The sequence below is a fragment of the Nocardioides bizhenqiangii genome (genome assembly GCF_034661235.1).
GTDB classification, from domain to species: domain Bacteria; phylum Actinomycetota; class Actinomycetes; order Propionibacteriales; family Nocardioidaceae; genus Nocardioides; species Nocardioides bizhenqiangii.
This window is the reverse complement of the sequence record NZ_CP141059.1, coordinates 4,515,226-4,540,758: the sequence shown is the minus strand read 5'-3', so window position 1 is coordinate 4,540,758 and position 25,533 is coordinate 4,515,226. Positions and strand designations below refer to the sequence as shown.

21 protein-coding genes are annotated in these 25,533 nt (G+C 70.9%); 8 read left to right on the top strand and 13 right to left on the bottom strand.

Annotated features, from left to right (window positions below):
• Positions 1 to 20: 20 nt before the first annotated feature.
• Positions 21 to 809 (bottom strand): lysophospholipid acyltransferase family protein, encoded by a 789-nt coding sequence (locus tag SHK19_RS22050; protein ID WP_322937489.1) that lies wholly within the window; start codon positions 807 to 809, stop codon positions 21 to 23.
• 95 nt (positions 810 to 904) lie between these two features.
• Complete coding sequence (locus tag SHK19_RS22045) at positions 905 to 2,119, bottom strand: pyridoxal phosphate-dependent aminotransferase (protein WP_322454247.1); 1,215 nt, start codon at positions 2,117 to 2,119, stop codon at positions 905 to 907.
• 70 nt (positions 2,120 to 2,189) lie between these two features.
• Between SHK19_RS22045 and SHK19_RS22040 the strand changes: the two genes are divergently transcribed.
• A complete protein-coding gene (locus SHK19_RS22040; protein WP_322937488.1) occupies positions 2,190 to 2,843 on the top strand; it encodes a GNAT family N-acetyltransferase in 654 nt (217 codons plus the stop codon).
• A 93-nt stretch (positions 2,844 to 2,936) separates the two neighbouring features.
• Here the strand turns inward: SHK19_RS22040 and trxA are convergent, their stop codons facing one another.
• From trxA to SHK19_RS22005, 7 genes are all read right to left on the bottom strand, one after another.
• Complete coding sequence (gene trxA / locus SHK19_RS22035; protein ID WP_322454249.1) at positions 2,937 to 3,263, bottom strand: thioredoxin; 327 nt, start codon at positions 3,261 to 3,263, stop codon at positions 2,937 to 2,939.
• A gap of 85 nt (positions 3,264 to 3,348) precedes the next feature.
• Positions 3,349 to 4,407, bottom strand: a complete 1,059-nt coding sequence (trxB, locus tag SHK19_RS22030; protein ID WP_405030444.1) for a thioredoxin-disulfide reductase — start codon at positions 4,405 to 4,407, stop codon at positions 3,349 to 3,351.
• 68 nt (positions 4,408 to 4,475) lie between these two features.
• On the bottom strand, positions 4,476 to 5,225 hold the full coding sequence (locus SHK19_RS22025; protein ID WP_322454251.1) for a hypothetical protein: 750 nt from the start codon (positions 5,223 to 5,225) through the stop codon (positions 4,476 to 4,478).
• 50 nt (positions 5,226 to 5,275) lie between these two features.
• Entirely contained in the window at positions 5,276 to 5,992 is a 717-nt protein-coding gene (gene sigM / locus SHK19_RS22020; RefSeq protein WP_322937486.1) for an RNA polymerase sigma factor SigM, read from the bottom strand.
• A complete protein-coding gene (locus tag SHK19_RS22015; RefSeq protein ID WP_322937485.1) occupies positions 5,982 to 7,943 on the bottom strand; it encodes a protein kinase family protein in 1,962 nt (653 codons plus the stop codon). The genes sigM and SHK19_RS22015 overlap by 11 nt, the downstream gene beginning before the upstream one ends.
• 145 nt (positions 7,944 to 8,088) lie before the next feature.
• Complete coding sequence (gene murJ / locus SHK19_RS22010; RefSeq protein ID WP_322937484.1) at positions 8,089 to 9,771, bottom strand: murein biosynthesis integral membrane protein MurJ; 1,683 nt, start codon at positions 9,769 to 9,771, stop codon at positions 8,089 to 8,091.
• Entirely contained in the window at positions 9,768 to 12,014 is a 2,247-nt protein-coding gene (locus tag SHK19_RS22005) for a DUF6049 family protein (protein WP_322937483.1), read from the bottom strand. Before SHK19_RS22005 ends, murJ begins: the two co-directional genes overlap by 4 nt.
• Positions 12,015 to 12,836: 822 nt before the next feature.
• On the opposite strand from SHK19_RS22005, the gene SHK19_RS22000 reads away from it, so the two are divergent.
• Both SHK19_RS22000 and SHK19_RS21995 read left to right on the top strand, forming a co-directional pair.
• The gene (locus tag SHK19_RS22000) at positions 12,837 to 14,294 is read left to right on the top strand and encodes a CCA tRNA nucleotidyltransferase (RefSeq protein ID WP_405030443.1); all 1,458 of its coding nucleotides are present in this window, start codon (positions 12,837 to 12,839) and stop codon (positions 14,292 to 14,294) included.
• A gap of 101 nt (positions 14,295 to 14,395) precedes the next feature.
• Positions 14,396 to 15,082, top strand: a complete 687-nt coding sequence (locus tag SHK19_RS21995; RefSeq protein WP_322937482.1) for an HNH endonuclease family protein — start codon at positions 14,396 to 14,398, stop codon at positions 15,080 to 15,082.
• Positions 15,083 to 15,165: 83 nt separating this feature from the next.
• Here SHK19_RS21995 and SHK19_RS21990 read toward each other — a convergent pair whose 3' ends face one another.
• Positions 15,166 to 16,248, bottom strand: a complete 1,083-nt coding sequence (locus SHK19_RS21990) for an inositol-3-phosphate synthase (RefSeq protein WP_322937481.1) — start codon at positions 16,246 to 16,248, stop codon at positions 15,166 to 15,168.
• A gap of 28 nt (positions 16,249 to 16,276) precedes the next feature.
• On the bottom strand, positions 16,277 to 16,864 hold the full coding sequence (locus tag SHK19_RS21985; protein WP_322454258.1) for a PadR family transcriptional regulator: 588 nt from the start codon (positions 16,862 to 16,864) through the stop codon (positions 16,277 to 16,279).
• Between the two features lie 170 nt (positions 16,865 to 17,034).
• Between SHK19_RS21985 and SHK19_RS21980 the strand changes: the two genes are divergently transcribed.
• Positions 17,035 to 19,551, top strand: coding sequence for a transglycosylase domain-containing protein (locus SHK19_RS21980; protein WP_322937480.1), 2,517 nt, complete (start codon positions 17,035 to 17,037; stop codon positions 19,549 to 19,551).
• The gene (locus SHK19_RS21975; protein ID WP_322937479.1) at positions 19,551 to 21,038 is read left to right on the top strand and encodes a glycosyltransferase family 87 protein; all 1,488 of its coding nucleotides are present in this window, start codon (positions 19,551 to 19,553) and stop codon (positions 21,036 to 21,038) included. The genes SHK19_RS21980 and SHK19_RS21975 overlap by 1 nt, the downstream gene beginning before the upstream one ends.
• On the opposite strand, the gene SHK19_RS21970 is transcribed toward SHK19_RS21975, so the two are convergent.
• Together SHK19_RS21970 and SHK19_RS21965 are read right to left on the bottom strand one after the other, a co-directional pair.
• Positions 20,943 to 22,016 (bottom strand): alanine racemase, encoded by a 1,074-nt coding sequence (locus tag SHK19_RS21970; RefSeq protein WP_322937478.1) that lies wholly within the window; start codon positions 22,014 to 22,016, stop codon positions 20,943 to 20,945. The two genes, SHK19_RS21975 and SHK19_RS21970, sit on opposite strands and share 96 nt — an antisense overlap.
• A gap of 10 nt (positions 22,017 to 22,026) precedes the next feature.
• Positions 22,027 to 23,166, bottom strand: a complete 1,140-nt coding sequence (locus tag SHK19_RS21965) for a lipid II:glycine glycyltransferase FemX (protein ID WP_322937477.1) — start codon at positions 23,164 to 23,166, stop codon at positions 22,027 to 22,029.
• 73 nt (positions 23,167 to 23,239) lie between these two features.
• Between SHK19_RS21965 and SHK19_RS21960 the strand changes: the two genes are divergently transcribed.
• From SHK19_RS21960 to SHK19_RS21950, 3 genes are read left to right on the top strand one after another with little or no spacing between them, the layout of a single operon-like run.
• Positions 23,240 to 23,620 (top strand): hypothetical protein, encoded by a 381-nt coding sequence (locus tag SHK19_RS21960; RefSeq protein ID WP_322937476.1) that lies wholly within the window; start codon positions 23,240 to 23,242, stop codon positions 23,618 to 23,620.
• A 47-nt stretch (positions 23,621 to 23,667) separates the two neighbouring features.
• The gene (locus SHK19_RS21955; RefSeq protein ID WP_322937475.1) at positions 23,668 to 24,237 is read left to right on the top strand and encodes an ArsR/SmtB family transcription factor; all 570 of its coding nucleotides are present in this window, start codon (positions 23,668 to 23,670) and stop codon (positions 24,235 to 24,237) included.
• Positions 24,234 to 25,481: an MFS transporter gene (locus SHK19_RS21950; RefSeq protein WP_322937474.1), complete on the top strand. Its 1,248-nt coding sequence runs from the start codon at positions 24,234 to 24,236 to the stop codon at positions 25,479 to 25,481. Before SHK19_RS21955 ends, SHK19_RS21950 begins: the two co-directional genes overlap by 4 nt.
• Positions 25,482 to 25,533 lie beyond the last annotated feature (52 nt).

Genomic DNA, 25,533 nt, shown 5'->3' with positions numbered 1-25,533 from the left:
CAAGTCGACTTGTCGATGAATCAGCTTGTCGACGAGCCCTTCTTCTCGGCGGCCTTCGCCCGCCGCTTCGCAGCACGTGCTGCCAGCTCCTCACGGTCGAGCCGCTCGGCCACCTCGGGCGTCGGCGCCGAGCCGCCGAACCGGGCCGGGGTCCACCAGGAACCCGGCGCTTTCTCGTCGTCCGGATAGGCCGCGATCGTCTCGTCGAGCAGGCGCTGCATCTCGGCCCTGAGCTGGGCGGTGTCGGCGGCGATGTCCTCACCTGTCGGATACATCGGCGGCCCGACGCTGACTGCGATCGTCTTGCGGGACCGTGAGAAGTCCTTCGGGTGGTCCTTGGTCATCAGCCGGTGCGCACCCCAGACGATGACGGGGATCAGCGGCACCCCCGCGTCCGCAGCGATCCTGGCGGCACCGGACTTGAGCTCCTTGATCTCGAACGAACGGGAGATCGTGGCCTCGGGATAGATGCCGACCACCTCGCCGGCCTTGAGATACGCCAAGGCGTCCTTCATCGACTGGACGCCGGACTCACGGTCGACGCGGATGTGGTGGAACGAGCGCAGCAGGTGGCCGACACCGGGCTTGTCCATCATCTCTCGCTTGATCATGAACCGGACCAGTCGCTTGGACGGGTTCGCGGCGAGCCCGCCGTAGATGAAGTCGACGTACCCCGTGTGGTTGATCGCGAGGAGCGCGCCGCCCTTGCGCGGGACGTGCTCCGTGCCCGACAGCTGGAAGCGCTGGCCGAGGAACTTGAACAGCAGCTTCGCGGTGACGATGACAGGGGGATAGGTGATGTCGAGCACCGGTGGAGTCTGTCAGGACCGCGCCGCACACGCGACTCCGTGTCACGCAGAACCCTGCCGAGAAACTGTTCCTGGCGAACAAGAACCGAGCGCAACTAGCGCCGCGTAGCGAGAAACTCCGCGATCCGCCCGATGGCCTCCTCGAGCACGTCGACGTCGGGGAGGGTGACCAGGCGGAAGTGGTCGGGCTCGGGCCAGTTGAAGCCGGACCCGTGGGTGACCAGGATCTTCTTCGACCGGAGCAGCTCGATGACGAACTGCTCGTCGTCCTCGATCGCGTAGACCTCGGGATCCAGTCGTGGGAAGCAGTAGAGCGCCCCTTGCGGCTTCACCGAGGTGACCCCCGGGATGTCGTTGAGCAGCTTGTGGGCGAGCATGCTCTGCTCGTAGAAGCGCCCGCCGGGCACGATCAGCTCGTTGATCGACTGGTAGCCGCCCAGCGCGGTCTGGATGGCGTGCTGCGCGGGCACGTTCGCGCACATCCGCATGTTCGCGATCAGGGTGAGGCCCTCGAGGAACTCCTCGGCGATCTCCTTGGGACCGGAGATCATCACCCAGCCGGCGCGGTAGCCGCAGACCCGGTAGGCCTTCGACAGCCCGCTGAAGGTCAGGCAGAGGACGTCGTGGCCGGCGGCGGTGGCCGCGTGGTGGTGGACCGCGTCGTCGAACAAGATCTTCTCGTAGATCTCGTCGGCGAAGACCACCAGCTGGTGGCGGCGGGCGATGTCGACCAGTGCCTCCACCATCTGCCTGCTGTAGACCGCGCCGGTGGGATTGTTGGGGTTGATGATCACCAAGGCGTGGGTGTTGCTGGTGATCTTGGACTCGATGTCCTCGAGGTCGGGCATCCAGCCGTTGTCCTCGTCGCACCGGTAGTGCACGGGGGTGCCGCCCGAGAGCGTCACGGCGCCGGTCCACAGCGGATAGTCGGGCGCGGGGATCAGGATCTCGTTGCCGTCGTCGACGAATGCCTGGAGCACCATGGAGATCAGCTCGGAGACGCCGTTGCCGATGAAGACGTCCTCGACATCGGTCTCGCGCAGGCCGCGGGCCTGGTAGTACTGCGCGACAGCGGTGCGGGCGGAGTAGATGCCCTGCGAGTCGCTGTAGCCCTGGGACTCCGGCAGGTGGTGCATCACGTCCGCCAGGATCGCCTCCGGTGCCTCGAAGCCGAACGGCGCCGGGTTGCCGATGTTCAGCTTGAGGATGCGGTGGCCCTCCGCCTCGAGACGCTGGGCCTCGACGAGGATCGGGCCGCGCACGTCGTACCGCACGTGGCGGAGCTTCTGGCTCTGGCGGATCTTGCGCACCGACACATTCTCGCAGCCGCCCTCACCCGACTGCAGGTCGATATCGCCCGTTGGCGCTTACCCTGGAGACGTGGCCCGCACCACGGTCCCGTTCACGCTCGACCACCTGGAGGCGCTCGACGCCCTGGGCGTGCCGTGCCGCACCTGCCTGTTCTGGGAGCTCGACCCCGTCCGGCGCGGTCGGCTGACCGACCGCGAGACGCGCGCCGACGTCAAGGAGTCGTGGATGTCCGAGGTGCTGCGCGAGTGGGGATCCTGCGGCCGGGTGGCGCTCGTCGACGGCGAGGCTATCGGCTACCTGACCTACGCGCCGCCGTCGTACGTCCCCGGCGCGGGCGTCTTCCCCACCGGTCCGGCCTCACCGGATGCCGTGCTGCTCACGACCGCCTTCGTCGCCGAGGGGTACGACGGGGGCGGCATCGGCCGGTTGCTCGTGCAGGGGATGGCGCGCGACCTGGTCGGCCGCGGCGGCATCAAGGCCGTCGAGGCGTTCGCGTACGGCGGGAGCCGGCTTGCGCCCCAGTCCGGGTGCCTGCTGCCCGCGGAGTTCCTCGCGCGGGTCGGCTTCAAGACCCACCGTCCCCACCCCCGGACGCCCCGGATGCGGATGGAGATGCGCTCGCTGGTGACCTGGCGCGACGAGGTCGAGGCGGCCCTCGAGAAGCTGGTCGGCGTCGTCCATCCCCACAAGCGCCCCACCCCCGCCCACCGCGACCTGAACTGAAGCGTGCGGGCCGGAAAAGCAGATAGTCCCTGACGATTCTGCTGTCAGATGAGGGATCTGACGACAGAAACGTCAGGGACTATGCCCGCTGGCTCAGGCGATGAAGTCGGCCAGCTCGTTGAGGATCGCGGCCTTGGGGCGGGCGCCGACGATGGACTTCACGACCTCGCCGTTCTGGTAGACGTTGATCGTCGGGATGCCCGTGACGCGGTAGGACGCCGGCGTGACGGGGTTCTCGTCGACGTTCATCTTCAGGAAGGTGATCTTGTCACCGTGGGCGGCGTTGATCTCGTCGAGGATCGGCGAGACCTGGCGGCACGGGCCGCACCACTCGGCCCAGAAGTCCACCAGGACCGGCTTGTCGGACTTGAGGACCTGCGTGTCGAACTCGGAGTCGGTCACGGCGGGGATGTTGCCCACGGTTCTTCCCTTCGGTGGATCAGCGGGGGTCTTGGAGTTCTAAGTGAACACGAGCCGGGCGGGGGTTTGTTCCCGCGACCGGGAGTCAGACGGGCTGGCCGACGATGGACGACACCTCAGCCTCGGTCGCCTCGGCGGAGCCCGCCGACGAAGCGGTGTGGTCGAGCATCGCCAGGTAGCGCTCGGCGTCGAGCGCGGCGGCGCAGCCGGTGCCGGCGGCGGTGACCGCCTGGCGGTAGTGGTGGTCGACCAGGTCGCCGGCGGCGAAGACACCGGCGAGGTTGGTCGCCGTACCGGGGTGGTTGACCAGCACGTAGCCGTTCTCGTCGAGGTCGACCTGGCCCTTCAGCAGCTCGGAGCGGGGCTCGTGGCCGATCGCGATGAAGAGGCCGGTGGCGGCGAGGTCGCGGGTCTCACCGGTGACGGTGTCGCGCAGGGTGATCGACTCCAACGACTCGTTGCCGTTGATGGACGCCACCTCGGCGTTCCAGACCAGCTCGAGCTTGGGGTCGGCGAACGCCCGCTCCTGCATGATCTTGGAGGCGCGGAGCGAGTCGCGGCGGTGGATCAGCGAGACCTTGCTGCCGAAGCGGGTGAGGAAGGTCGCCTCCTCGACCGCGGAGTCACCGCCGCCGATGACCACGATGTGCTGGTCGCGGAAGAAGAAGCCGTCGCAGGTCGCACAATAGGAGACACCGCGCCCGGCAAGGGTCTCCTCCTCGGGCAGGCCGAGCTTGCGGTAGCCCGAGCCGGTCGCGAGGATCACCGCCCGCGCGGTGAAGGTGTCGGTCGCGGTCTTGACGATCTTGACGTCGCCGGTCAGGTCGACCTCGACCGCGTCGTCGGCGATCAGCTCGGCGCCGAAGCGCTCCGCCTGCGCTCGCATCTCCTCCATCAGCTCGGGACCCTGGATGCCCTCGCGGAAGCCGGGGAAGTTCTCGACCTCGGTGGTGGTCATCAGGGCGCCACCGGCCGTCACCGAGCCCTCGAGGACCAGCGGGGCGAGCTGGGCCCGGGCGGCGTAGATCGCGGCGGTGTAACCCGCGGGGCCGGAGCCGATCACGATGACGTTGCGCGGCTCGGCAGTCTGCTGGGTCGCCTGGGTCGCCTGGGTCGATTGGGTGTCGGACATGGAAGGCCTCATCGAAGGTGGGTCGGCTGACTTGAGGTGTCAGTGGGTCAACCCGATGGTAGGACCCTGCATTCCTGCGGTCAGCCCTGCGTCGGCAGCGTGGTCGATCGCAGCAGGTCACCGGTGCCGCACTGCAGCACCTCGACGACCTGCGAGTCGCCCATCGGCTCCAGGAACCGGACGAACGCCGGCCCGTCGTCGTACCGCACACCGACGAGGACGCCGCGGGCCAGCTGCGGGAGCCGGCAGGGGAAGTCCTGGGGGGCGTAGACGAGCGATCGCTCGTAGTCGGCGTCGGCGGGTACGACGAGCACCCGCTCCTGGATCGCGGCCAGGTCGCGGCTGAGCTGCCCGGACCGGACGGCGTACGGCCGGTCGCCCTTGCGGTAGGCCAGGTTGCCCGGGAGCTGGTCCTCCGTCTCGCTGTCGTCCTCGACTGCGGCCTCGGACGGGGCGGGCTCCTCGAGGGCCGCGCCGTCGTCCCCGCCGCGCTCGACCGCGGTTTCGGCGGACGACCCCGCGTCCTCTCCCGAGTCGCCGTTCACGACGGCGCCGACGGCGAGCCCGAACACGGCGACCGCAGCGGCCGCGCCGAGCACGGCCACCACCCGGTGCCGTCGGGTCCGGGCGATCGGGACGACGTTGTCGGCCGGGACCGGGTCGAGGGTTGCCCGCTCGGCGGCGAGGCCGATGAGCACGTCGTCGAGCCGCGCGGCCACGTCGGCCGGCATCGGATCGGTCGTGCGGGCACCGGACAGCAGCGCGCGGATCCGAGCCTCGTCCTCGGGCGAGGCGGGGTCGAGCTGCTCGTCGGGCTCGTCGGTGGTCATCGGGTTCCTTGCTGGGGGCAGGGGCGGGACTGGGGTGGGACTGGGTCGGGTCAGACGGCGCCGGCGGCGGGATCGGCAGGTGGTCCCCGCCGGGTCATGGATCCGACGTCCGGCGACGCGTCGGGGTTCCCGGCGACCGGGGCCGTGCGGGTGTCGCCGTCGTCGGCGGTGTCGGCGTCGAGCAAGGGTCGCAGGAGGACGGAGAGCTTGGCCCGTCCGCGCGCGCAGCGGCTCTTCACCGTGCCCTCGGCGCAGTCGAGGATCTCGGCCACCTCGGCGACGGGGTAGCCCTCCATGTCGACCAGGACCAACGCCGCCCGTTGCTCGGTGGGCAGCTGTTGCAGCGCCGCGAGCACGATCTCGCGGCGCTCGCTGCGGATGCCGTGCTCGGCCGGGTCGAGGTGCTCGTCGGAGCCGTCATTGGCGGTGACCACGGATCCGCGCCCGCCGTCGTCGAGGTCGTCGGGGAGCGGGTCGGCGCGGCGTACCTTCGCCGCCCGCAGCCGGTCGAGGCACGCGTTGACGATCACGCGGTGCAACCAGGTCGTCACCGCGGCGTCGCCACGGAAGCTGCCGGCCCGGCGGAAGGCCGCGACCAGCCCGTCCTGGAGGCCGTCGGCGGCGGTCTCCGGGTCTCCCGTGGTGCGCAGCGCAACCGCCCACAACCGGTCGCGGTGCCGCGCGAAGAGCTCGCCGAACGCCTCGGGATCGCCGGCGACGTGGGCCGCGAGCAGGTCGACGTCACTGCGCACGGCATCAGCGTCCACGCACGACCACCTCCGCCAGCCCTGCTCGAAAGCCATCCGAGACCACCGGGAGCGAAGTGAACCACACCAGGACGTAGCGGCCGGTGACCGCTGCCCGGCTGCCGTCCGGCGACTCCGGCTCGAGGGTGATCTCGTCACCGGCGACCGTGTCGGATGCCAGCGGCTGGCCGGTGGGCGCGGCGGTCGGGGCGTCGTCGCTGACGTAGAGCTCCACCTCGGTCGGCGAGCCCACCAGGTCGAGATCGACGGCGGCGACCTCGCGGACCACGCCGAGGTCGAGGTAGACGCCGACCCCGGACTTCAGTGCCGGCAGCGTCCGGCCGAGCTGGTCCTGGTAGGTCGAGGTCGACCAGGTCGTGCTGGGGTCGCCGTCGACGGCGAGGGCCACAGCGTCGTCGTTCTCGACGCCGCCGTCGGTGCCGAGCGGGTCGAAGGTGCCGGCGACGACGTCGACCAGCGGGCTCGCCGTCGGCTCGGCGGGCGTGGTCAGCGTCGGCGAGGTCGTCGGCTCCTCGCGCTCGGCGCCGAGCGGCGTCCGGCCGCGGCCCAGGTTGAACGCCACCGCCACCCCGATCAGCAGGGCCAGGCAGGCGGCGACGACCATCGCCAGCCGCAGCCAGCTGCGCCCGGGGACGGCCTCGTTCTCGGCCGTGGCATCCGAGCTGTCGGGGTCGCCCGGCCCGCCCGCGCCGGTGTCCCAGGGCCAGAAGCCCGCGGCGGCGAGTGACCTCTCGCCGGTCGGACCCGCATCGGGTACGTCGGTCCGGGGCCGCCGCGGAGGGGCACCGTCGGGCGGCTCGGGTGCGAAGAGCGGGCGCACGGGCGGTTCGTCGAACGGCGGCGGGGGTGGCGGCGGCGTGCTCCGAGCGCGCAGCCAGGCCACCTCGTCGTCTCCCTCGTCGGGGTCGCCGAAGACCGGCATCCCCGCCTCGGTCGGGAGGTCGACGATGTCGGAGACCGACGGGATCGGCGGCTCCTCCGGCTCTTCTGGGTCCTCTTGCTCTTCTGGTTCGGCGGGCTCGGCGGGCTCCAGCGGCGCCGGGGGGTCGTCGGAGTCCGGAGCCGGCCGCTCGAAGTCGCGGATGGTCATCTCAGGCACCTGGGGCAGCACCACCGGCCGGATCTCGTTGATCGGCGGGATCGACCCTGCCAGCGCCTCGGACAGGCCGTTGGGATCGCCGAGGAACTCCATCAGCCGGTCGCGCACGGCGCTCGCCGTGGACACGTCGGCGTCGTGGTGGGCCTGCCAGCGCCGCCTCGGGTGGCCGGCCTCGGTGATGTCGGTCCACAGCAGCTCCAGCGGCCGGGGCACGCCGGCCCGCACCTGCCGCGGCGACAGCACCGCGTCGTGCTCGTGGGGCGCGGCCGGGACGATCGAGTCGGACGGCCCGGGCCAGGTGCCGGTGAGGGAGCAGTAGAGGATCCCGCCCAGGTCCTGCCGGTCCTGCTCGATGCGACCCGCGGGAATCCCGTGGAGGGCGGCGTCGACACACAGCCCGATCAGCCGGACCGCGCCGAGCCGGTCGATGAGCACGTTCTCGGGGTTCAGCCGGCCGTGGGCCACGCTGCGGGAGTGCGCGGTGGCGATCGCGCCGGCCACTTCCGCGGCCAGCCACGCCGACCGGCGCGGTCCGAGCGGGCCGCCGTGGGTCACCAGGATGTCGAGCGAGGTGCCGGTGCCCCACTCGTTCACCACGAAGCAGCGACCGTCACGCATCTCGGCGTCGAGCACCCGCAGGATCCGCGCGTCGAGGACGGTGGCCGACTCGCGAGCGGCCGCGAGCAGCAGGGGGGCCCGGTGGTCGTCCTCGGGGATCACGTGGAGCGCGACGAAGCGCTCCAGGACGTTGTCATGGGCGCGCCAGAACCGGCCGCCGCGGCTCTCGGTCAACAGGTCGATCAACCGATAGCGGCCGGCCAGTACGTCGCCTGGCCTCGTCGACGTCGTCAACCCCCAGTCCTTCTGTTCGGGACAGTCGTTTTCGCTCGAGGCGCGTGCAAATCCATCGTAGGGCGCTTCGGTGGTCGCCACTGCGGACTCGACGACTAAGTCCAAGGTCTCGCACGCTGCGGAGCCGAGGAATCGCAGCAGACCATCAGCCACGGCCCAGCCGGGCGCCGACCGTGTCGATCACCGTGGTGACCTCGCGCAGCCGGAGCACGCGCGCCAGCAGGACCACCACGCCGACCGCGACCAGCGCCAGCACGGCGACGTCGACCGCCGACCACCACCAGCCCCCCGCGCCCGGAGCCCGCTCCAGCACCTCGTCCAGACCGAGGTCCACGACCCACGCCGCGCCGGCGCCGACCGCCGACGCGACCAGCAGCCGCGCGACGAAGCCGAGCAGCGAGCCGACCGGCAGGCCGCCGAGGCGCCTGGCCAGCACGGTGAAGGACAGCAGGGAGCCGACGCCGTACGCCGCCGTGTAGGCGAGGACCAGCATCGGGGAGGTGTGCTCGGGATCGGCGTTGCCGACGAGCACGACCGCCGCGGTGATGTTGACGGAGGCGATCACGCACTGGATGAGGAAGACGGTGCGGTTGAGCTCGAGGGCGTAGAACCCGCGCAGGGTCAGGTAGTGGAGCGTGAAGAAGACGATGCCGAAGCCGAACAGGCCGACCGTCGACTCGAACCGCGGGTAGACGTCGGCACCCGCGCCGTGACCCCAGAGCACGTGCGACAACGGCAGCGCGATCAACGGCAGCAGCAGTGCGATCGGCACCACGACGACCAGCGCGGTCCGGATCGTGCTGACCAGGGTGCGCCCCAGCGCCGCGTCGTCGTGGGACGCGGCGTGCGCGGAGAGCCGCGGCAGGACCGCGGTCGCCAGCGACACGGTGACGATCGAGTGCGGCACCAGCGCGACCAGGAAGGCGGAGGAGTAGATCGTGATGCCGGTGCCGTCGGCGGCGGCCGCGGTGCCGCCGGACGCGAGGCGGACCACGACGACGTACGCCGCCTGGTTGACGATGACGAACAGGATCGTCCACACCGCCAGCCGGAAGGTGCGGCCGAGGCCGGTGCCGCGGAAGTCGAACCGCGGCCGGATCCGGACGCCCGCGGCGCGCAGGTAGGGCACCAGGATGAGCAGCTGGGCGACGATGCCGAGCGTCGACCCGATGCCGAGCAGCGCCTCCTGCGACGCGGTGAAGGGGCCGATCTGCTCGGTCGCGGACGCCGGGCCGAAGGCCACGAGGTAGACGACGAGGACGCCCATCGAGATGACGTTGTTGGCGATCGGCGCCCACATCATCGGCCCGAACCGGCCGCGGGCGTTGAGGATCTGCCCGAACAGCACGAACATGCCGTAGAAGAAGACCTGGGGCAGGCAGTAGCGCGCGAAGTCGATTGCCGACTGGCGCTCCTCGGCGAAGGCCGGGTCGGCGTACTTGTCGTCGAGCAGCAGTGCCATCACCCACGGCGCGGCCAGCACCAGCAACGCCGTGACCGTGCCGAGGAAGAGGACCGCCAGGGTGACGATCCGGTCGATGTAGCCCGAGCCGCCGTCGGCGTCGTTCTTCATCGACCGCACCAGCTGCGGCACCAGGACGGCGTTGAAGATGCCGCCGGCCAGCAGGATGTAGAGCATGTTGGGGACGGTGTTGGCGATGGTGAACAGGTCCGCGTGCAGACCGCCGCCGAGCGCCGCGAGCAGCAGCAGCGAGCGGAAGAACCCGCTGAACCGCGACACGACGGTGCCGGCCGCCATCACCGCGCTGTTGGCGAGGATCCTGCGCTGCTCGTCGCCGGCGTCGCCCTGATCGATCGCCTCGGTCATGCCTCCCCTTCGGTCGTGGAGCCGGTCGGGACGCGGTTGCGGTCGCGGATCCGTCTGACCAGGCGCAGCACGATCGCCAGGAGGAGGAGGCCGGCACCGACGCCGAGGATCACCCAGATCACCTCGCTGACCTGTCCGGACCGGATCGGGACCTCGACCGACGACCCGAGCGGGGTGCCGTCGACGTCGGTGACAGACAGGCTCACGTTGTGCACGCCGGGGGCGGTGGAGTGCGCGTCGAGGAGGATCGTGGTGCGGCTGTCCGGTGCCAGCACCACCGTGTCGCCGACGTCGACCTCCACCTCGCCGTCGATGCTGGCGGCCACGATCCGCACCGTCACCGTGCGGTCGAGCGAGTTCTCCACGGTCACCGCGAAGCTCCCGTCGGCGCTGGACAGGGTGACGGCCGGCGGCCCGGCGATCGTCACCGATCGCAGCCGCCGGTCGATCCAGCGGCGCGAGCGATCGAGCCGGGCTGCGGCAGTGTCCGGGTAGGGACGGAAGTGGTACGACGCCCCGGCGAGCGCCTCGTCGCGCACGTCGGCGGCCACCGTCTCGGCGTCGGCCAGCGTGTTCTGCAGGGTGCGTCCCGACGCGATGAGCTCCTCGACGGCCGTGAAGACGGAGAGCGGGAGCTCCTCGGTCTCCTGGGCGGCGGGGTAGGTCAGGCTGTCGGGGTCGACCTCGGTCGCGGGCCGGTCGGTGGCGTCGGCGACGGTGGTGAGGTTGAGCCAGACCGGGTCCAGCTCGCTCCAGAAGGCGGATCCGGCGGTGCCGTCCACGCCCCGGGGCACGACCACGATCAACGGGTGCCGGCGTCCCGGTGCGAGCAGCCGCAGGGACGCCTCCGCGAGCACCCGCTGGCGGAAGGCCACCGCCCCGAGCCGGGGATCCGGTCCGGGCCCGCCGGACGACGCGCCGGACGACGTCGCGGCGACGGTGTGGCCGTCGTACACACCGACGACCGGGGGACCACGGCGGTACTCCCGCCGGCCGAACATCCGGTCGGTGAGCAGCAGGGTGCTGTCGTCGTCGATCCCCTCGATCGCGGAGGGATCGAGGTAGCCGCCCGGCGACGCGATGACGGGGACCGTCGGCGTCTCCCACTGCGCCAGCACGGTGCCCACCCGCTCGCGGGAGAGGGGATAGAGGCCGGGCATCCGATCCGGGGTGGCCGACATGTCGAGGTCGCCGTACGGCAGCGCCAGCACTTCCTCGCCGCGCAGCTGCACCTCGACGGAATCCAGCCAGTCGGCCGCAGTCAAGGCGGTCTCGTCGCCCGGCGGCGGTTCCGGGTCCTCCGGCTGCTCGGTCGCGTCGTCGGTCGGGCCACCCCCGTCTCCCTGCCCGTCCCCGCCGTCGTTGTCGTCGCCGCCTTCTCCGTCGCCTGCGTCCGTCTCCTCCGGTCCGAGGTCGCGCGGCGGGTTGCCGCGGAGTAGCCGTCGGGCGGCGTCGGGCACGGCGGGGTCGATCAGCCAGCTCACCGGCCGGGCGCCGGAGGAGGCGCCGAACGCGAGCGGACCGCCGAGGTCACCGGTCGGGTCGAACGCGCTCTCCCACGCCTCCGGCCGGGCGAGCTGGCCGTTGCCGAGATGACGGATCCGGTAGCGGAGCGGCACCACGATCGCCGTGTCGATCCTGCCCCCGATCCCGTCCCGCCCACGGGGCACGTAGGGCAGGAAGGTCCGCGCGCGGCCGTCGGCGAGGCCGTCGTCCGGGGCACTGTCGCTGGCCCCGAGGGCGTGCACGCCGAACCAGTAGACACCGGGTTCCGAGACCGGCAGCAGGTCGCGCGGGATCCGGATGGTGTACTCCTGCACCTCGCCCGGCTCCAGCTCGTCGATCGTGTCGCTGACGTCGGTGATCCGGTTGCCGACCACCGCCTCAGGATCGGTCTCGGCCGCCTCGACCAGCCCTGCTGCAGTAGTGATCGGGGGCGGGCAGCCGTCACAGTTCCCCGCGTTGATGAACGGGTAGACGGCGATGCCGGTCCAGGTCTCGGTGTCGCGGTTGATCACCGTCCCGGACACGAACACCGGCCCGCGCTCCGGCACCTCGCCCGGCGTCAGTGCGTCGATGGTGACCAGCAGCGGCGCGTCGTACGCCGCGGGCACGGCGTAAGCGTCGTTGTCCCGCCTCGGGTGCGGCTCGGCAGCACCCGCCGGTGGGGTCGTCAGGAGTCCCGCCGTCAGCGCGGTCACCGCCCCCAGGGCAGCACGCAGCACGACAGGGCGGGAGACCACGCCCCGAGGGTAGTGCGGGGTTCCGCGCTTCGCGCGGGTTGGGTTGGTGGGAGGTTCCGCGCTTCGCGCGGGTTGGGTTGGTGGGTTGTCGCTGGGTGGGTGTGGCGGGCGCGGCCGGTTGGGGGCGGTGCGGGGCATTGGCCCCGACGGGCTGCAAACCGTGGCCTGCCGGCCTGGATGTGACACGGGCTGGATGTCCCGTGTCATGGGAAAGCTGGATGAGCTTCCTGCGACGGGGGCGATCAGCAGAGGCCGGCAGGCCCCGACTTGCCCGCCGGGTCCCACGCCCCGCACCGCTCCAAGTCGGCCGCGCCCGCCACTCCCACGGCTCCGGGGTTCGGGGTGGATGAGGTTCACCCATGTCATCCGGGGTCGGCGCCTTGGGAGGGACGGACCAACCACGCGGCCGGTCGGCCCCTCCCACTCGAGCGGCCTCGGACACAGGCAAACCCACCCACCCCGAACCACACTGAGCCGTGGGAGTGGCGGGCGGTGCGGTGGCCGGTGCGGGGCGGGGCCCCGGGCGGGCAAGTCGGGGCCTGCCGGCTGCTACTCGGCTATCCACCCGCGAACCTCAGCAAACTGTCCCCATGACCTGGGCCGCCAGGCCCCTGTCGATCCAGGCCGGCAGGCCACGGTTTGCAGCCCGCTCGGGGTCCCGTCCCGCACCGGAAGCCACCGCACCGCCCGCCACACCCACCAGGCGACAACCACCAAACCCAACCCGCCGCGAAGCGGCGGAAAGACCCGCGCGAAGCGCGGACGATCCCGCGGCGGCGCCTCCTTCGCGGCGCGCGAGCGGCGCTCCGTAGACTCCGGGCCGTGTCCGAGCCCCCTTCGCCGTCCGAGTCGATCCGGCTCGTCGACGTGCAGCAGGCGGTGGCGGAGGAGCTGGCGCGGATCGCGCCGGTGATCGACGAGCTCGGTGAGCTGTTCGCGGCTGCGGGGCACGAGCTGGCGTTGGTCGGCGGGCCGGTGCGGGACGCGATGCTGGGGCGGCACTCCAACGACCTCGACTTCACGACGTCGGCGAGGCCGGAGCAGACCGATCGGATCCTTCGCGGGTGGGGCGATGCCTGGTGGGACATGGGACGCGACTTCGGGACCATCGGCTGCCGCAAGGGGGACTGGGTGGTCGAGGTGACGACGTACCGCTCCGAGGCCTACGACCCGGGCTCGCGCAAGCCCGAGGTGCAGTACGGCGACACGCTGGCGGGTGACCTGGGCCGGCGCGACTTCACGGTCAACGCGATGGCGGTGCGGCTGCCGGGTCAGCAGATCGAGGACCCTTTCGGTGGCGTCGTCGACCTGGCGAACCGGCTGCTGCGCACGCCCGCGCGACCGGAGGACTCCTTCTCCGACGATCCGCTGCGGATGATGCGCGCGGCCAGGTTCGCCGCGCAGCTGGGTTTCACGGTCGACGAGCCGGTGGTCGCCGCGATGCGGGGCATGGCCGACCGGATCGCGATCGTGTCGGCCGAACGGGTGCGCGACGAGCTGGTGAAGCTGGTCTGCGCGCCGTACCCCCGGCTCGGCCTGACCCTGCTGGTCGACACCGGGCTTGCCGACCACGTGCTGCCCGAGCTGCCGATGCTCAAGCTCGAGCGCGACGAGCACCATCGGCACAAGGACGTCTACGAGCACACGCTGACCGTGCTCGAGCAGGCCATCGACCTCGAGGACCGTCTCGGCGGAGAGCCGGACTTCGTCTCCCGGTTCGCGGCGCTGATGCACGACGTCGGCAAGCCCAAGACCCGCCGGTTCCTCGACGACGGCACCGTGACGTTCCACCACCACGACGTCGTCGGCGCCAAGCTCACCCGCAAGCGGATGCAGGCGCTGCGGTTCTCCGGCGACGAGATCGACGCGGTGTGCCACCTGGTCGAGCTGCACCTCCGGTTCCACGGCTACGGCTCGGGGGAGTGGACCGACTCGGCAGTACGGCGCTACGTGCGCGACGCCGGCGACCAGCTGGCGCGGCTGCACGTGCTCACCCGCGCCGACTGCACGACCCGCAACCAGCGCAAGGCCGACCGGCTCCGTCGTACCTATGACGACCTGGAGGCCCGGATCGCTCGGCTGTCGGAGGAGGAGGAGCTGGCGTCGATCCGGCCGGACCTCGACGGCAACCAGATCATGGAGATCCTCGGCATCCCGCCCGGTCGCGAGGTGGGCGAGGCCTACCGGATGCTGCTGGAGCTGCGGTTGGACAACGGGCCGATGTCCGAGGAGGACGCAACCGCCGCGCTGCGCGCGTGGTGGTCGGCCCGCGAGCAGTAGTCCGCGGGCCGAACTCTTCGAGAAAACTCCCCTCGTGTCGTATCAGAACGGGGTCCGGCGGTGTCAGAGTCACAACTGACTCGTCGTCATCGGAGGCCCTGATGAAGAAGCTCGCGCTCGCCACCATCACCGGGGTGGTCGCCACCCTCGTCATCGGCGTCGGCCCGGCACCCGCCGCGCACTCCGCCCCGGACCACCGCAAGCCAGGTCCAGCGCAGCGGGTCGGCGAGACCTACTCCGCACCACTGGTGACCGCGGTCAACAACCTTCCGGTGGCGACCGAGGTGCGCACCGGCTACCTGCGCAGCAAGTTCACCCACTGGGTCGACGCCGACGGCGACGGGTGCAACACGCGCTACGAGGTCCTCGACATCGAGTCCGAGACGTCGGTGACCTGCAGCAACCTGTCCGGTGGTCGGTGGTTCTCCTACTACGACCGCGTCTCCTGGACCGACCCCGGTCGGATCGACATCGACCACGTGGTCCCGCTCGCCGAGGCCTGGGACTCCGGCGCCCGCAATTGGACCAGCGCGCAGCGGCAGTCCTTCGCCAACGACCTGGGCGACTCCCGCTCGCTGGTCGGCGTCACCGACAGCGTCAACGGTGCCAAGGGCGACCAGGACCCCGCGCAGTGGCTGCCGACGTACGACAAGTGCCGCTACCTCCGGGAGTTCGTGGCCGTGAAGATCCGGTGGCGGCTCACCGTCAACAGCGGCGAGAAGACGGCGATGCAGAACCTGGCCGCCGGCTGCAGCAACGTCAGCATCACGGTCGTCCGCGCCATCTGACCGTCCCTACCCGTCGGCTGTGCGCCGAAAAACACGCCGACCCGTCACCACGCTGGCGACGGGTCGGCGTAGGGGTCAGGAGGTCACTCGCCCTTGATGAAGGCCTCGAGCTGGGCGCGGCCCTCGGTGTCCTCGATCTGGACCGGCGGGGACTTCATCAGGTAGGCCGACGCCGGGATGATCGGGCCGCCGATGCCGCGGTCCTTCGCGATCTTCGCGGCGCGCACGGCGTCGATGATGATGCCGGCGGAGTTGGGCGAGTCCCAGACCTCGAGCTTGTACTCGAGGTTCAGCGGGACGTCGCCGAACGCGCGGCCCTCGAGCCGGACGTAGGCCCACTTGCGGTCGTCGAGCCACGCGACGTAGTCGGACGGGCCGATGTGGACGTTGCGGGAGTCCGTCAGGCCCGACAGCTCGCCGGTGAGGTTGGAGGTGACGGCCTGGGTCTTGGAGACCTTCTTGGACTCCAGGCGCTCGCGCTCGAGCATGTTCTTGAAGTCCATGTTGCCGCCGACGTTGAGCTGGTACGTGCGGTCGAGGGCGACGCCGCGGTCCTCGAACAGCTTTGCCATCACCCGGTGGGTGATGGTCGCGCCGACCTGGGACTTGATGTCGTCACCGACGATCGGGACGCCCGCGTCCTCGAACTTCTTGGCCCACTCGGGGTCGGAGGCGATGAACACCGGGAGCGCGTTGACGAAGGCCACGCCGGCGTCGATCGCGCACTGGGCGTAGAACTTGTCGGCCTCCTCGGAGCCCACCGGGAGGTAGGACACGAGGACGTCGGCGCCGCTCTCCTTGAGGACCTTGACCACGTCGACCGGGTGGGCGTGCGACTCGTCGATGGTCTCGCGGTAGTACTTGCCGAGACCGTCCATGGTCGGGCCGCGCTGGACCTCGACGCCGAGCGTCGGGACGTCGGCGATCTTGATCGTGTTGTTCTCCGACGCGTTGATCGCCTCGGAGAGGTCCTTGCCGACCTTCTTGTCGTCGACGTCGAACGCGGCGACGAACTTGACGTCGCTCACGTGGTAGTCGCCGAACTTGACGTGCATGAGACCCGGGACGGTGCCGGCAGGGTCGGCGTCCCGGTAGTAGTGCACGCCTTGGACAAGTGACGTGGCGCAATTGCCGACGCCGGCAATCGCTACTCGTACCGAACCCATGGGGATCCCTCTCCTTGATCGCTTTCGATCAGTCGTTGTCTGTTGCTGCGGCAGCCTGCGGGCCAGGTGTGCCGCGCTCTGCGTTGATCAGGTCCGACAGCCACCGGACCTCGCGCTCGACGGACTCGACGCCATGCCGTTGGAGCTCGGTGGCATAGCGGTCGACCTCCTTCTGGGTCATCGCGAGCTCGCGCTGCACCCGGTCGAGCCGCTCCTGTAGGCGGGAGCGACGCCCCTCCAGCACGCGCAGCCGGATCTCCATGTCGGTCGACGAGAAGAACCGGAAGCGGATGTCGAAGTTGTCGTCCTCCCACGCAGTGGGCCCGACCTCCGACATCAGCCGGTGGAACTCTTCCGTGCCCCGCTCGGTCACCTGGTAGGTGATCCGCGGCCGTCGGGAGGTCGGCGACCCAGCCAGTGCTGCAGGCGCCTTGACCTCCTCGATCAGGTTGCCGCGCAGCATCTTCTTCAGCGCGGGGTAGAGCGACCCGTAAGAGAGCAGCCGTCCCCACCCGAGCATCAGGTTGAGCCGCTTGCGGAGCTCGTAGCCGTGCATGGGTCCCTCGTGCAGCAGTCCGAGGACCGCCAACTCGATGGTGTCGCCACGCCGTGCCATGCGATCTATCGTAGCGATATATCCGCGGATTCTGAACATCCGATGGATCGATGGGTACCGAAGGCCACCGGAAAGGCCACCAGATAGGCCGCCCGGGCCCCGGCCCGTACGCTGATCTGCGGCATCTCGGGGCGACCGACCCATCCCGGAACGATCAGTGAGGCAGGACCTTGGCGGACGGCAAGCGCAGGGCAAGCACGACTTCTGGATCTTCGAAGAAGAAGTCGAAGTCGCCCTCCTCCGAGCCGACCACCTGGAAGCGGCGGCTGCTCAAGGTGACCAAGTGGGGCTCCATCGGCTTCCTGGTGATGGTGCTGATCGCCGCCGGCCTGTTCTTCATCGCCTACCGGTCGATCGACATCCCGAGCGCCAACTCCGACTTCACCACGCAGACGACGCACGTCTACTACTCCGACGGCGAGACCGACCTCGGCCGGTTCGCGATCCAGGAGCGCGACCCGATCCCGCTCGACGAGATGCCCGAGACGCTCAAGGGCGCGGTCGTCGCCGCCGAGGACCAGTCGTTCTGGACGAACGAGGGCATCGACCCGAAGGGCATCCTGCGGGCGGCGTTCAGCAACGCGTCGGGCGGCGTGACGCAGGGTGCGTCCACGATCACCCAGCAGTACGTCAAGGTGCTCTACCTGACCCAGGAGCGCTCCTGGAAGCGCAAGGTCAAGGAAGCGATCCTCTCGCTGAAGATCGAGAACCAGTACTCCAAGGACGAGGTGCTCGAGGGTTACCTCAACACCATCTACTTCGGCCGCGGGGCCTACGGCGTGCAGGCCGCCGCGCAGGCGTACTTCGAGGTCGACGCCAAGGACCTCAACCTCCGACAGAGCGCGGTGCTGGCGGCGGTCCTCAACGACCCCAACGACCTCGACCCGGCGAACGGGAAGGCCGCGAGGCAGGCACTCAAGGGGCGCTACCAGTACGTCGTCGGCGAGATGGAGGAGATGGGCGAGATCGACGCCGACGAGCGCGACCGCGCGTACCGCCGGCTCCCCGACTTCCCCGAGGTCGAGGAGGAGGACGCGTACGGCGGCCAGACCGGCCACGTGCTCCAGATGGTCAAGCAGGAGCTGCTCCGCCTCGGCTTCAGCGAGCAGGAGATCAACGGCGGCGGCCTCGAGGTCACCACCACGTTCACCAAGAAGGCGATGGAGGCCGCCGAAGACGGCATGAAGGCGGCGCGACCCGAGGGCTACGGCTACAAGAACCTCCACGTCGCCGTCGCCACCGTCGAGCCCGGCACCGGCGCGGTCCGCGGCATCTACGCCGGCCAGGACTACCTCGAGTCGCAGATCAACTGGGCGGTGGCCGGCGGTCAGGCGGGCTCGACGTTCAAGCCGTTCGCGCTGGCGGCCGGCATCAAGGACGGGTTCTCCCTCAAGGACACCTTCGACGGCAACTCGCCCTACATCGCCGACGACGGCACCCCGTTCGAGAACCAGGGCGACGTCCCCTACGGCCCGGTGAACCTGATCCGGGCGACGGAGGACTCGATCAACACCGCCTACATCGACCTCACCGACTCGATGGAGGACGGTCCGCAGAAGATCGTCGACACCGCGGTGGACATGGGGATCCCGCCGGCCGAGACACCGAGGAACCCGTGGGGATTCCCCACCCGCTCGCCGGCGCTCGACCCGAACCTGGGGGTGGCCCTCGGTTCGCAGACGGTGAGCCCGGTGAACATGGCCAACGGGTACGCGACCATCGCCAACGGCGGCGTCGCGGCCGAGCCGTTCATCATCGAGAAGGTCGTCGACCAGAACGGCGACAAGCGCTACGACCACAAGGTCCAGGACCACACGGCGATCTCGGAGGACATCGCCGCGGACGTGTCCTACGCGATGCAACAGGTCGTCGAGGCCGGGTCCGGGGCAGAGGCGCTCAGCGGCTTCGCCTGGCCGGCGGCGGGCAAGACCGGCACCGCGACCAACGACGACGGCGATGTCACCTCTGCCTGGTTCGGCGGTTTCACGGCGCAGTACTCCACGGCCGTCATGTACGTCCGCGGCGACGGGACCGAACAGCTCAAGGACTGGCTGCCGTACTACTTCGGCGGCAAGCATCCCGCGCAGACCTGGCGAGCGGTCATGGACCAGGTGATGGAGGGCGAGGAGCCGATCCCGCTCGCCGAACCGGTCTACGTCGACGGTGAGGCGCCGGAGGAGGGTCACGAGCCCTACACGCCGCCCCCGCCGCCGCCGACCAAGACCAAGCAGACCGAGGAGCCGTCGACCGACGAGACGGAGTCGGCCGACTCCGACGGCGACGGCACGCCCGACGACCAGGACGCCTGCCCGGACAACCCCGAGATCCCGGGCTCGCCCGACAGCGACGGCGACTGCGTCGTCGACGAGGCGCCGGTCGACAGCGACGGCGACGGGGTGCCCGACGACAGCGACCCCTGTCCCGACAACGGCGACATCCCGGGCTCGCCCGACACCGACGGCGACTGCCAGGTGGACACGGCGGACAGCGACGGCGACGGAGTGCCGGACGACCGGGACCGGTGCCCCGACAACCCCGAGATTCCTGGATCACCGGACCTCGACGGCGACTGCGTCGTCGACTCCGACCAGGGCGGTCAGGGCGGCGGCCGGGACGAAGCCACCAACAGGAGCACCGCCGTGTCCGACCGGCGCCGGCGCCTGGTGGGCCGGCGCGCCGTCCGCTGATGACCCACGTCCACCCGACCCGGGACGACCGGGTCGTCGCCGCCGTGAGCGAGGTGGTCGGCGGACCGGTGGGTGAGCACGCCGGGCGGCACCGGTGGTGGACCCCCGCGCGGGTGCTGCTGCTGCTGACGGCGATCACGTTCGTGCTCGGCATGGCGCAGAAGGCGCCCTGCTCGCTGGCCGACGGCAAGGACCAGCCGTGGGTCTACTCCCACATGTGCTACACCGACCTGCGGCCGCTCTACGTACCGCGCGGCCTGGCCGAGCTGTCCTGGCCCTACGACGACGACGAGGAGACCCGCGACCGCTACGACGCCATGGAGTACCCGGTCGGCATCTCCTACTGGGCCTACGGCGCCGCGTGGGTGACCCAGGTCCTCAACGGGAGCCCGGACCGCGACGCCCGCTCCGACCAACCGGTCGACGAGCTCGCCGCGAGCAAGGACGTGGACCGCGAGCTCACGATCTTCGTGCTGGTCAACGCGGTCGGCTTCGCCGCGCTGGCCCTGCTCTCGGTGTGGCTGCTGTCGAAGGTCGATCGGCGGCGGCCGTGGGACGCCGCCGCCTTCGCCCTCTCACCGACGCTGATCCTGACCGGGCTCATCAACTGGGACCTGATCGCCGTCGCCCTCGTCGCCGCCGCGCTGTGGTCGTGGTCGCGGGACCGGCCGGTGCTGACCGGCGTGCTCATCGGGCTCGGCACCGCGGCGAAGCTCTATCCGCTGTTCCTGCTCGGTGGTCTGCTCATCATCTGCATCCGGCAGCGGAGGTACGGCGCCTTCGCGCTCGCCACGGTCTGGGCGGCGGTCACCTGGTCGCTGGTCAACCTCCCCGCCTACCTGAGCGGCCCGGACACCTGGAAGGTGTTCTGGTCGTTCAACGCCGACCGCGGCGCCGACCTCGGGTCGGTGTGGTTGATCATCGACCAGGTCCGCGACAGCGGGGTGGGCGTCGACACCATCAACCTGGCGTCGTGGATCTTCTTCGGCGTGTGGTGCGCCGGCGTCCTCGTGCTCGGCCTGCTGGCGGGTCGCCGTACCGGCCACGTGCCCCGGCTGGCCCAGCTCGGCTTCCTAATCGTGGTCGGGTTCCTGCTCATCAACAAGGTCTACTCGCCGCAGTACGTCCTCTGGCTGTTGCCGCTCGCGGTGCTCGCGAGGCCGCGGTGGCGTGACCAGATCATCTGGCAGGCCGGTGAGGTCTTCTACTTCTGCACGGTCTGGTGGTACCTCGGCAACTACCTGCAGCCCGCCGGTGGCGGCGACGTGGGCTTCTACTGGGTCGGCATCGCCGTGCGGATGGCGTGCGAGCTCTACCTGGCCGCGGTCATCGTCCGCGACATGCTCGCGCCGAACCACGACCCGACCGGCGACCGGCCGGAACCGGAGGACCTAGCTGATGTCGACCCGGTCGAAGGTGGTGGCGGTGTAGCGCACCCGCACGTCGATCCGGTCGCCGACGGCCGGCACGCGGGCGCCACTCGGTAGGAACAGCATCGACGCCTGCATGTGCGGTGGCTCGGCGAAGAGCCGCTGCTTGCCGTCGATGGAGTACGGCGACCGCACGAACCCGACCGCGTCGAGACCGCCCCTCGCGAAGGTGGCGGCGCGGGCCTTGATGGTGGACTCGCCGGTCGGCGCCTCGAGGCCGATGCCGTGGGCGGTGCCTCCGCTGACCACCAGCAGGTGGCCCGACTTCGGTGCGGTGCGAGCGCGGTAGCCGAAGGCGTCGCCGCGCTCCACGGGGTGCACGTCGAGGACGGTCGCCGTCACCCGGAGGGCGCCGCGGTCGCCGAGCCACAGCTGGGTGCCGATGCGGGGGCGGGCGACGAAGTCGGGGTACTGCTGGCGCAGGGTCTCGAGCTCGCCGTCGGTGAGGTGGCTGACCCAGAGGGTGGGGGCGCCGCGCTCCGGCACCGCGGCGGCGACGTAGTCGTTGAGCAGCCGGCCGACCTCGCCGAGGTGGTTGCCCTGGGCGAGCGGCAGGTGCAGGGCGACCCCCTCCAGCCGGATGTCGTCGCGCCGCCGGAGCACCTCGCCCGCCTCCCACAGCTCGCGCGCGGACATCCCGTGCCGCTGCATGCTGGTGGTGCGCTCGAGGACGATCCGGGCGGTCGGCGCCAGGGTGAGCAGCTGGTCGAGGTCGGCGAGCCGGCTGACGGTGTGGATGACCCGCTTCGTGAGCGTCGGGTCGAACGGCTCGACGAACGGCCGCCACGGGGTGAGCACCAGGATGTCGCCGTTCCAACGAGTGGCGACCTCGGGGATCTCGGCGTAGGTGCCGACGGCGAGGGTCGTCACGTCGTGCCCGCGGTCGCGCAGCCACTGCGCCTTGCGCGCGAGCCGGCCGAGGGTGAAGCCGTAGCCGTTGCCCTTCGCCACGGGGACGATCCCGGGGTGGGCGTCCGCGACGGACTCGAGGTGGGCCCGCCAGCGCGGACCGTCGACGGTCAGGGTGAGGCTCATCCGATCTACCTCAGCGACGGGCCAGGTAGATCTGGAACGCCTTGTAGAGCACGCGGTTGATCGGCAGGTCCCACTCACCGGCGTACTCGACGGCCTCGCCGCCGGTGCCGACCTTGAACTGGATCAGCCCGACGTGGGAGTCGTCGGCGTCGAGGGTGTCGGTGATGCCGCGCAGGTCGTAGACGGTGGCGCCGGCGGCGAGCGCGTCGCGGATCATCGCCCACTGGACGGCGTTGGAGCCGCGGACGTCGCGCTTCTCGGTGGAGGACGCGCCGTAGGAGTACCAGGCGTGGGTGCCGACCCGGACCGAGAGCGTCGCGGCGACCAGGTCGCCATGGTGCCGGGCCAGCCACAGCTTCATCTCGCTGACGGGCTCGGTCGCTCCCTCCTCGTTGAGGGCGTCGTACATGACCTCGAAGTAGCGCAGCGGTCGCGGCGTGAAGTGGTCGCGCTCGGCGGTGTGGACGTAGAGGTCGTGGAACGCCTTGAGGTCCGCCCCGGTGCCGACGGAGACCTCGACGCCTTCCTTGTCGGCCTTCTTGATGTTGCGACGCCACTGCTGGTTCATCCCCTTGAGGAGGGACTCCTCGGTGTGGGGCGTGCGATCGGCCTGCACCAGCGGGATCTGGTACACGAACTGCGGCTGTCCGGCGGCGAAGCCGCCCTCCGCCGCCTGGTGGCGCCAGCCCAGCTCGTGCAGCTGGGAGACGACGCGGGCGCCCGCGGCGGACCGCTCCAGGGGCGGGATCTGGCCGAGGCGGCGTACGTCGGCGTCGGCGATGCCCCCCTTGATCTGCGCGGCGGTCCACCGGCGGGTGACGACCGGGGGACCGATGCGGACGGCGAACGCCCCCTCGCCCTTGAGGTGGCGCACCAGCGGGTCGAGCCAGTCGCCGAGCCGGTCGCTCGACCAGTCGATGACCGGGCCTTCGGGGAGGTACGCGAGGAAGCGGTTGAGCCGGGGCAGCTGGCGGTAGAGGACCAGGGCGGCGCCCACGGTCCGGCCGTCGTCGTCGACCCAGGCGAGGTGCTCGGACCGCCACTCCGGCTTGACCTTCGCCCAGCCGGGTGTCTGGAGGAAGCTGGCGGTGGGAAGGGTCGCCAGATAGTCGCGGTGCTCATCGGCGGAGACGACCCGCAGGCTCGGCATGCGTCGAGCGTATCGGTCTGGGTACTGACCGCTCATGACCGCACCACTACCGCTCAGCTACTGGGCGAGAACCTTGGACACCCTTCTCCAGGACGAGTTCGCGCGGGCCGCGGAGGCCGCCGGCCTCGACCGCGGACAGTGGCACGTGCTGACCCGGCTGGAGGTCGGCGCCGTCGCCGACGACTCCCTCCGGGAAAGCCTGGCCCCGTTCCTGGTCGGGAACGACACCCCGGATGCCATGGTCGATCGTGTCGTCGGGGGCGGCCTGGTCGAGCACCGGGCGAACGAGTACCGGCTCACGGACCGAGGGCGGGAGCGCGTCGACCAGGTGGAGGAGCAGGCGATCGACGACATCCACAGCCGCGCGTTCGAGAGCTTGCCCCAGGAGGAGAAGGACCGCCTGTTCGCGTCGCTGGAGCGGGTCGCGTCCAACCTCGGCTGGAAGCCCGCATAGCCAAAGAACTCTTTGCAAAGAAACGTTTGCAGTTGTAGCGTGACGGCGTGGACCTCACCACGATCACGCCCACCCCGGCCATGCTGCGTGCCCTGGCGCACCCGGTCCGGCTCCGGATGCTCGGCCTGCTGCGCATCGACGGCCCCGCCACGGCCACCACCCTGGCGACCCGGCTCGGGCTCAACAGCGGGGCGACGTCGTACCACCTGCGCCAGCTGGCGCAGCACGGCTTCGTGGTCGAGGACACCGAGCGTGGGAACGGGCGCGACCGGTGGTGGCGGGCCGCGCACCGTTCCACCCAGACCGACGAGCCGGACCCGGCCGACCGCGAGGCGCAGGAGACGCTCGACGCCTACCTCCAGGCGGTCGTGACCGTCTACACCGAGCGGCTGCAGCGCGCGGTCGAGGAGCTCCCGCTGCTGCCGCAGGAGTGGCGGAAGTCGGTGACCTTCAGCGACTGGCTGGTGCGGCTCTCGCCCGGCAAGGCACGAGCGGTGACGGAGGCACTCGCCGAGATCGCCGCGGCCGCCGAGGACGAGGACACCGAGGACGCCGTGGACTTCGTCCTCCAGATCAGCGCCTTCCCGCAGCCGGGGCGCCTGGGCGGGGAGGAATGAGCGCGCGTCGGCCGCTCTACGGGTGGCTGACCGCCGACGCGATCTCGCTCGTCGGCACCCGGGTCTCGATGATCGCGATCCCGTGGTTCGTGCTGACCACGACGGGCAGCCCGACCCTGACCGGGCTGGTCGCGCTCGCCGAGATGCTGCCGCTCGTCGTCCTGAAGGTGCTCGGCGGGCCGGTGATCGACCGGGTCGGTGCGCGCCGGGTGGCGATCACCTGCGACCTCGGGAGCGTGGTCGTCGTCGGCGCGATCCCGCTGCTGCACGGTGCCGACCTGCTGGCCTTTCCCGTGCTCCTGGCGCTGGTCGCGGTGGCCGGCGGCCTGCGCGGGCCGGGCGACGCAGCCAAGCACGCGCTGATCCCGCAGCTCGCGGCGACGGCGGAGGTCCCGATCGAGCGGGCGACCGGCCTCTCCAGCACCGTCGAGCGGACGGCGACCCTGCTCGGGGCCGCTCTGGCTGGAGCGCTCGTCACGTTGGTCGGCGCGGCCAACGCCCTGCTCGTCGACGCTGTCAGCTTCGGCGTCGCGGCCGCCGTCCTCGCGTGGGCGACGGTGGCGATGCGGCCGGCCGGGCTCGTGGAGGAGGAGGAGCGCGACCCGGCGCCGTACCTCGTCCAGCTGCGCGAGGGGTGGGACTTCCTCCGGCGCGACCCGGTGCTGCTCGCGATCACGGTGATGGTGGCGCTGACGAACCTGCTCGACGCGGCGTGGGCGGCGGTGCTGATGCCGGTCTGGGCGAAGGAGTACGGTGCCGGCGCCGCTGGGCTCGGCACCGTCTTCGCAGTGTTCGCCGGCGCCTCGGCGCTCGGATCGGTGTGTGCGGCGGCGTGGGCGGCGCGGCTGCCACGGTTCTGGGTCTACCTGGTCGCGTTCCTGCTGGCCGGTGCGCCGCGGTTCGCGGTGTTCGCCTACGACTCGCCGGCGTGGCTGGTCGGGCTGGTGGTCGTGGTCGGCGGCTTCGCCTCCGGGTTCCTCAACCCGGTGCTGGGAGCGGTGATCTTCGAGCGGATCCCGGACCCGCTTCTCGGGCGGGTCTCCTCCCTGACCACGGCGATGTGCTGGGCGCTGATGCCGTTCGGCGGTCTGCTCGGCGGTGCGCTGGTGTCCTGGCAGGGGCTCACCTTCGCGATGCTCGCCACCGGCGCGGCGTACTTCCTGGTCACGATGCTGCCTGCCGTCGACCCGCGCTGGCGGGAGATCGACCGGCGCCCGGAGCCCGCGCCCTCGCTCGTCGAGTAGCCCGAGCGCCCCGCTCGTCGAGTAGCCCGAGCGCTCTGGCGCGAGGGCGTAT

What these genes read in the sequence shown, in the direction of transcription:
- SHK19_RS21950 (WP_322937474.1), top strand. Translation starts at nt 24,234, where the DNA reads ATGAGCGCGCGTCGGCCGCTCTACGGGTGGCTGACCGCCGACGCGATC.
- SHK19_RS21995 (WP_322937482.1), top strand. Translation starts at nt 14,396, where the DNA reads ATGAAGAAGCTCGCGCTCGCCACCATCACCGGGGTGGTCGCCACCCTC.
- SHK19_RS21990 (WP_322937481.1), bottom strand. Translation starts at nt 16,248, where the DNA reads ATGGGTTCGGTACGAGTAGCGATTGCCGGCGTCGGCAATTGCGCCACG.
- murJ (WP_322937484.1), bottom strand. Translation starts at nt 9,771, where the DNA reads ATGACCGAGGCGATCGATCAGGGCGACGCCGGCGACGAGCAGCGCAGG.
- SHK19_RS22025 (WP_322454251.1), bottom strand. Translation starts at nt 5,225, where the DNA reads ATGACCACCGACGAGCCCGACGAGCAGCTCGACCCCGCCTCGCCCGAG.
- SHK19_RS21970 (WP_322937478.1), bottom strand. Translation starts at nt 22,016, where the DNA reads ATGAGCCTCACCCTGACCGTCGACGGTCCGCGCTGGCGGGCCCACCTC.
- SHK19_RS21965 (WP_322937477.1), bottom strand. Translation starts at nt 23,166, where the DNA reads ATGCCGAGCCTGCGGGTCGTCTCCGCCGATGAGCACCGCGACTATCTG.
- SHK19_RS21985 (WP_322454258.1), bottom strand. Translation starts at nt 16,864, where the DNA reads ATGGCACGGCGTGGCGACACCATCGAGTTGGCGGTCCTCGGACTGCTG.
- trxB (WP_405030444.1), bottom strand. Translation starts at nt 4,407, where the DNA reads ATGAGGCCTTCCATGTCCGACACCCAATCGACCCAGGCGACCCAGGCG.
- SHK19_RS21975 (WP_322937479.1), top strand. Translation starts at nt 19,551, where the DNA reads ATGACCCACGTCCACCCGACCCGGGACGACCGGGTCGTCGCCGCCGTG.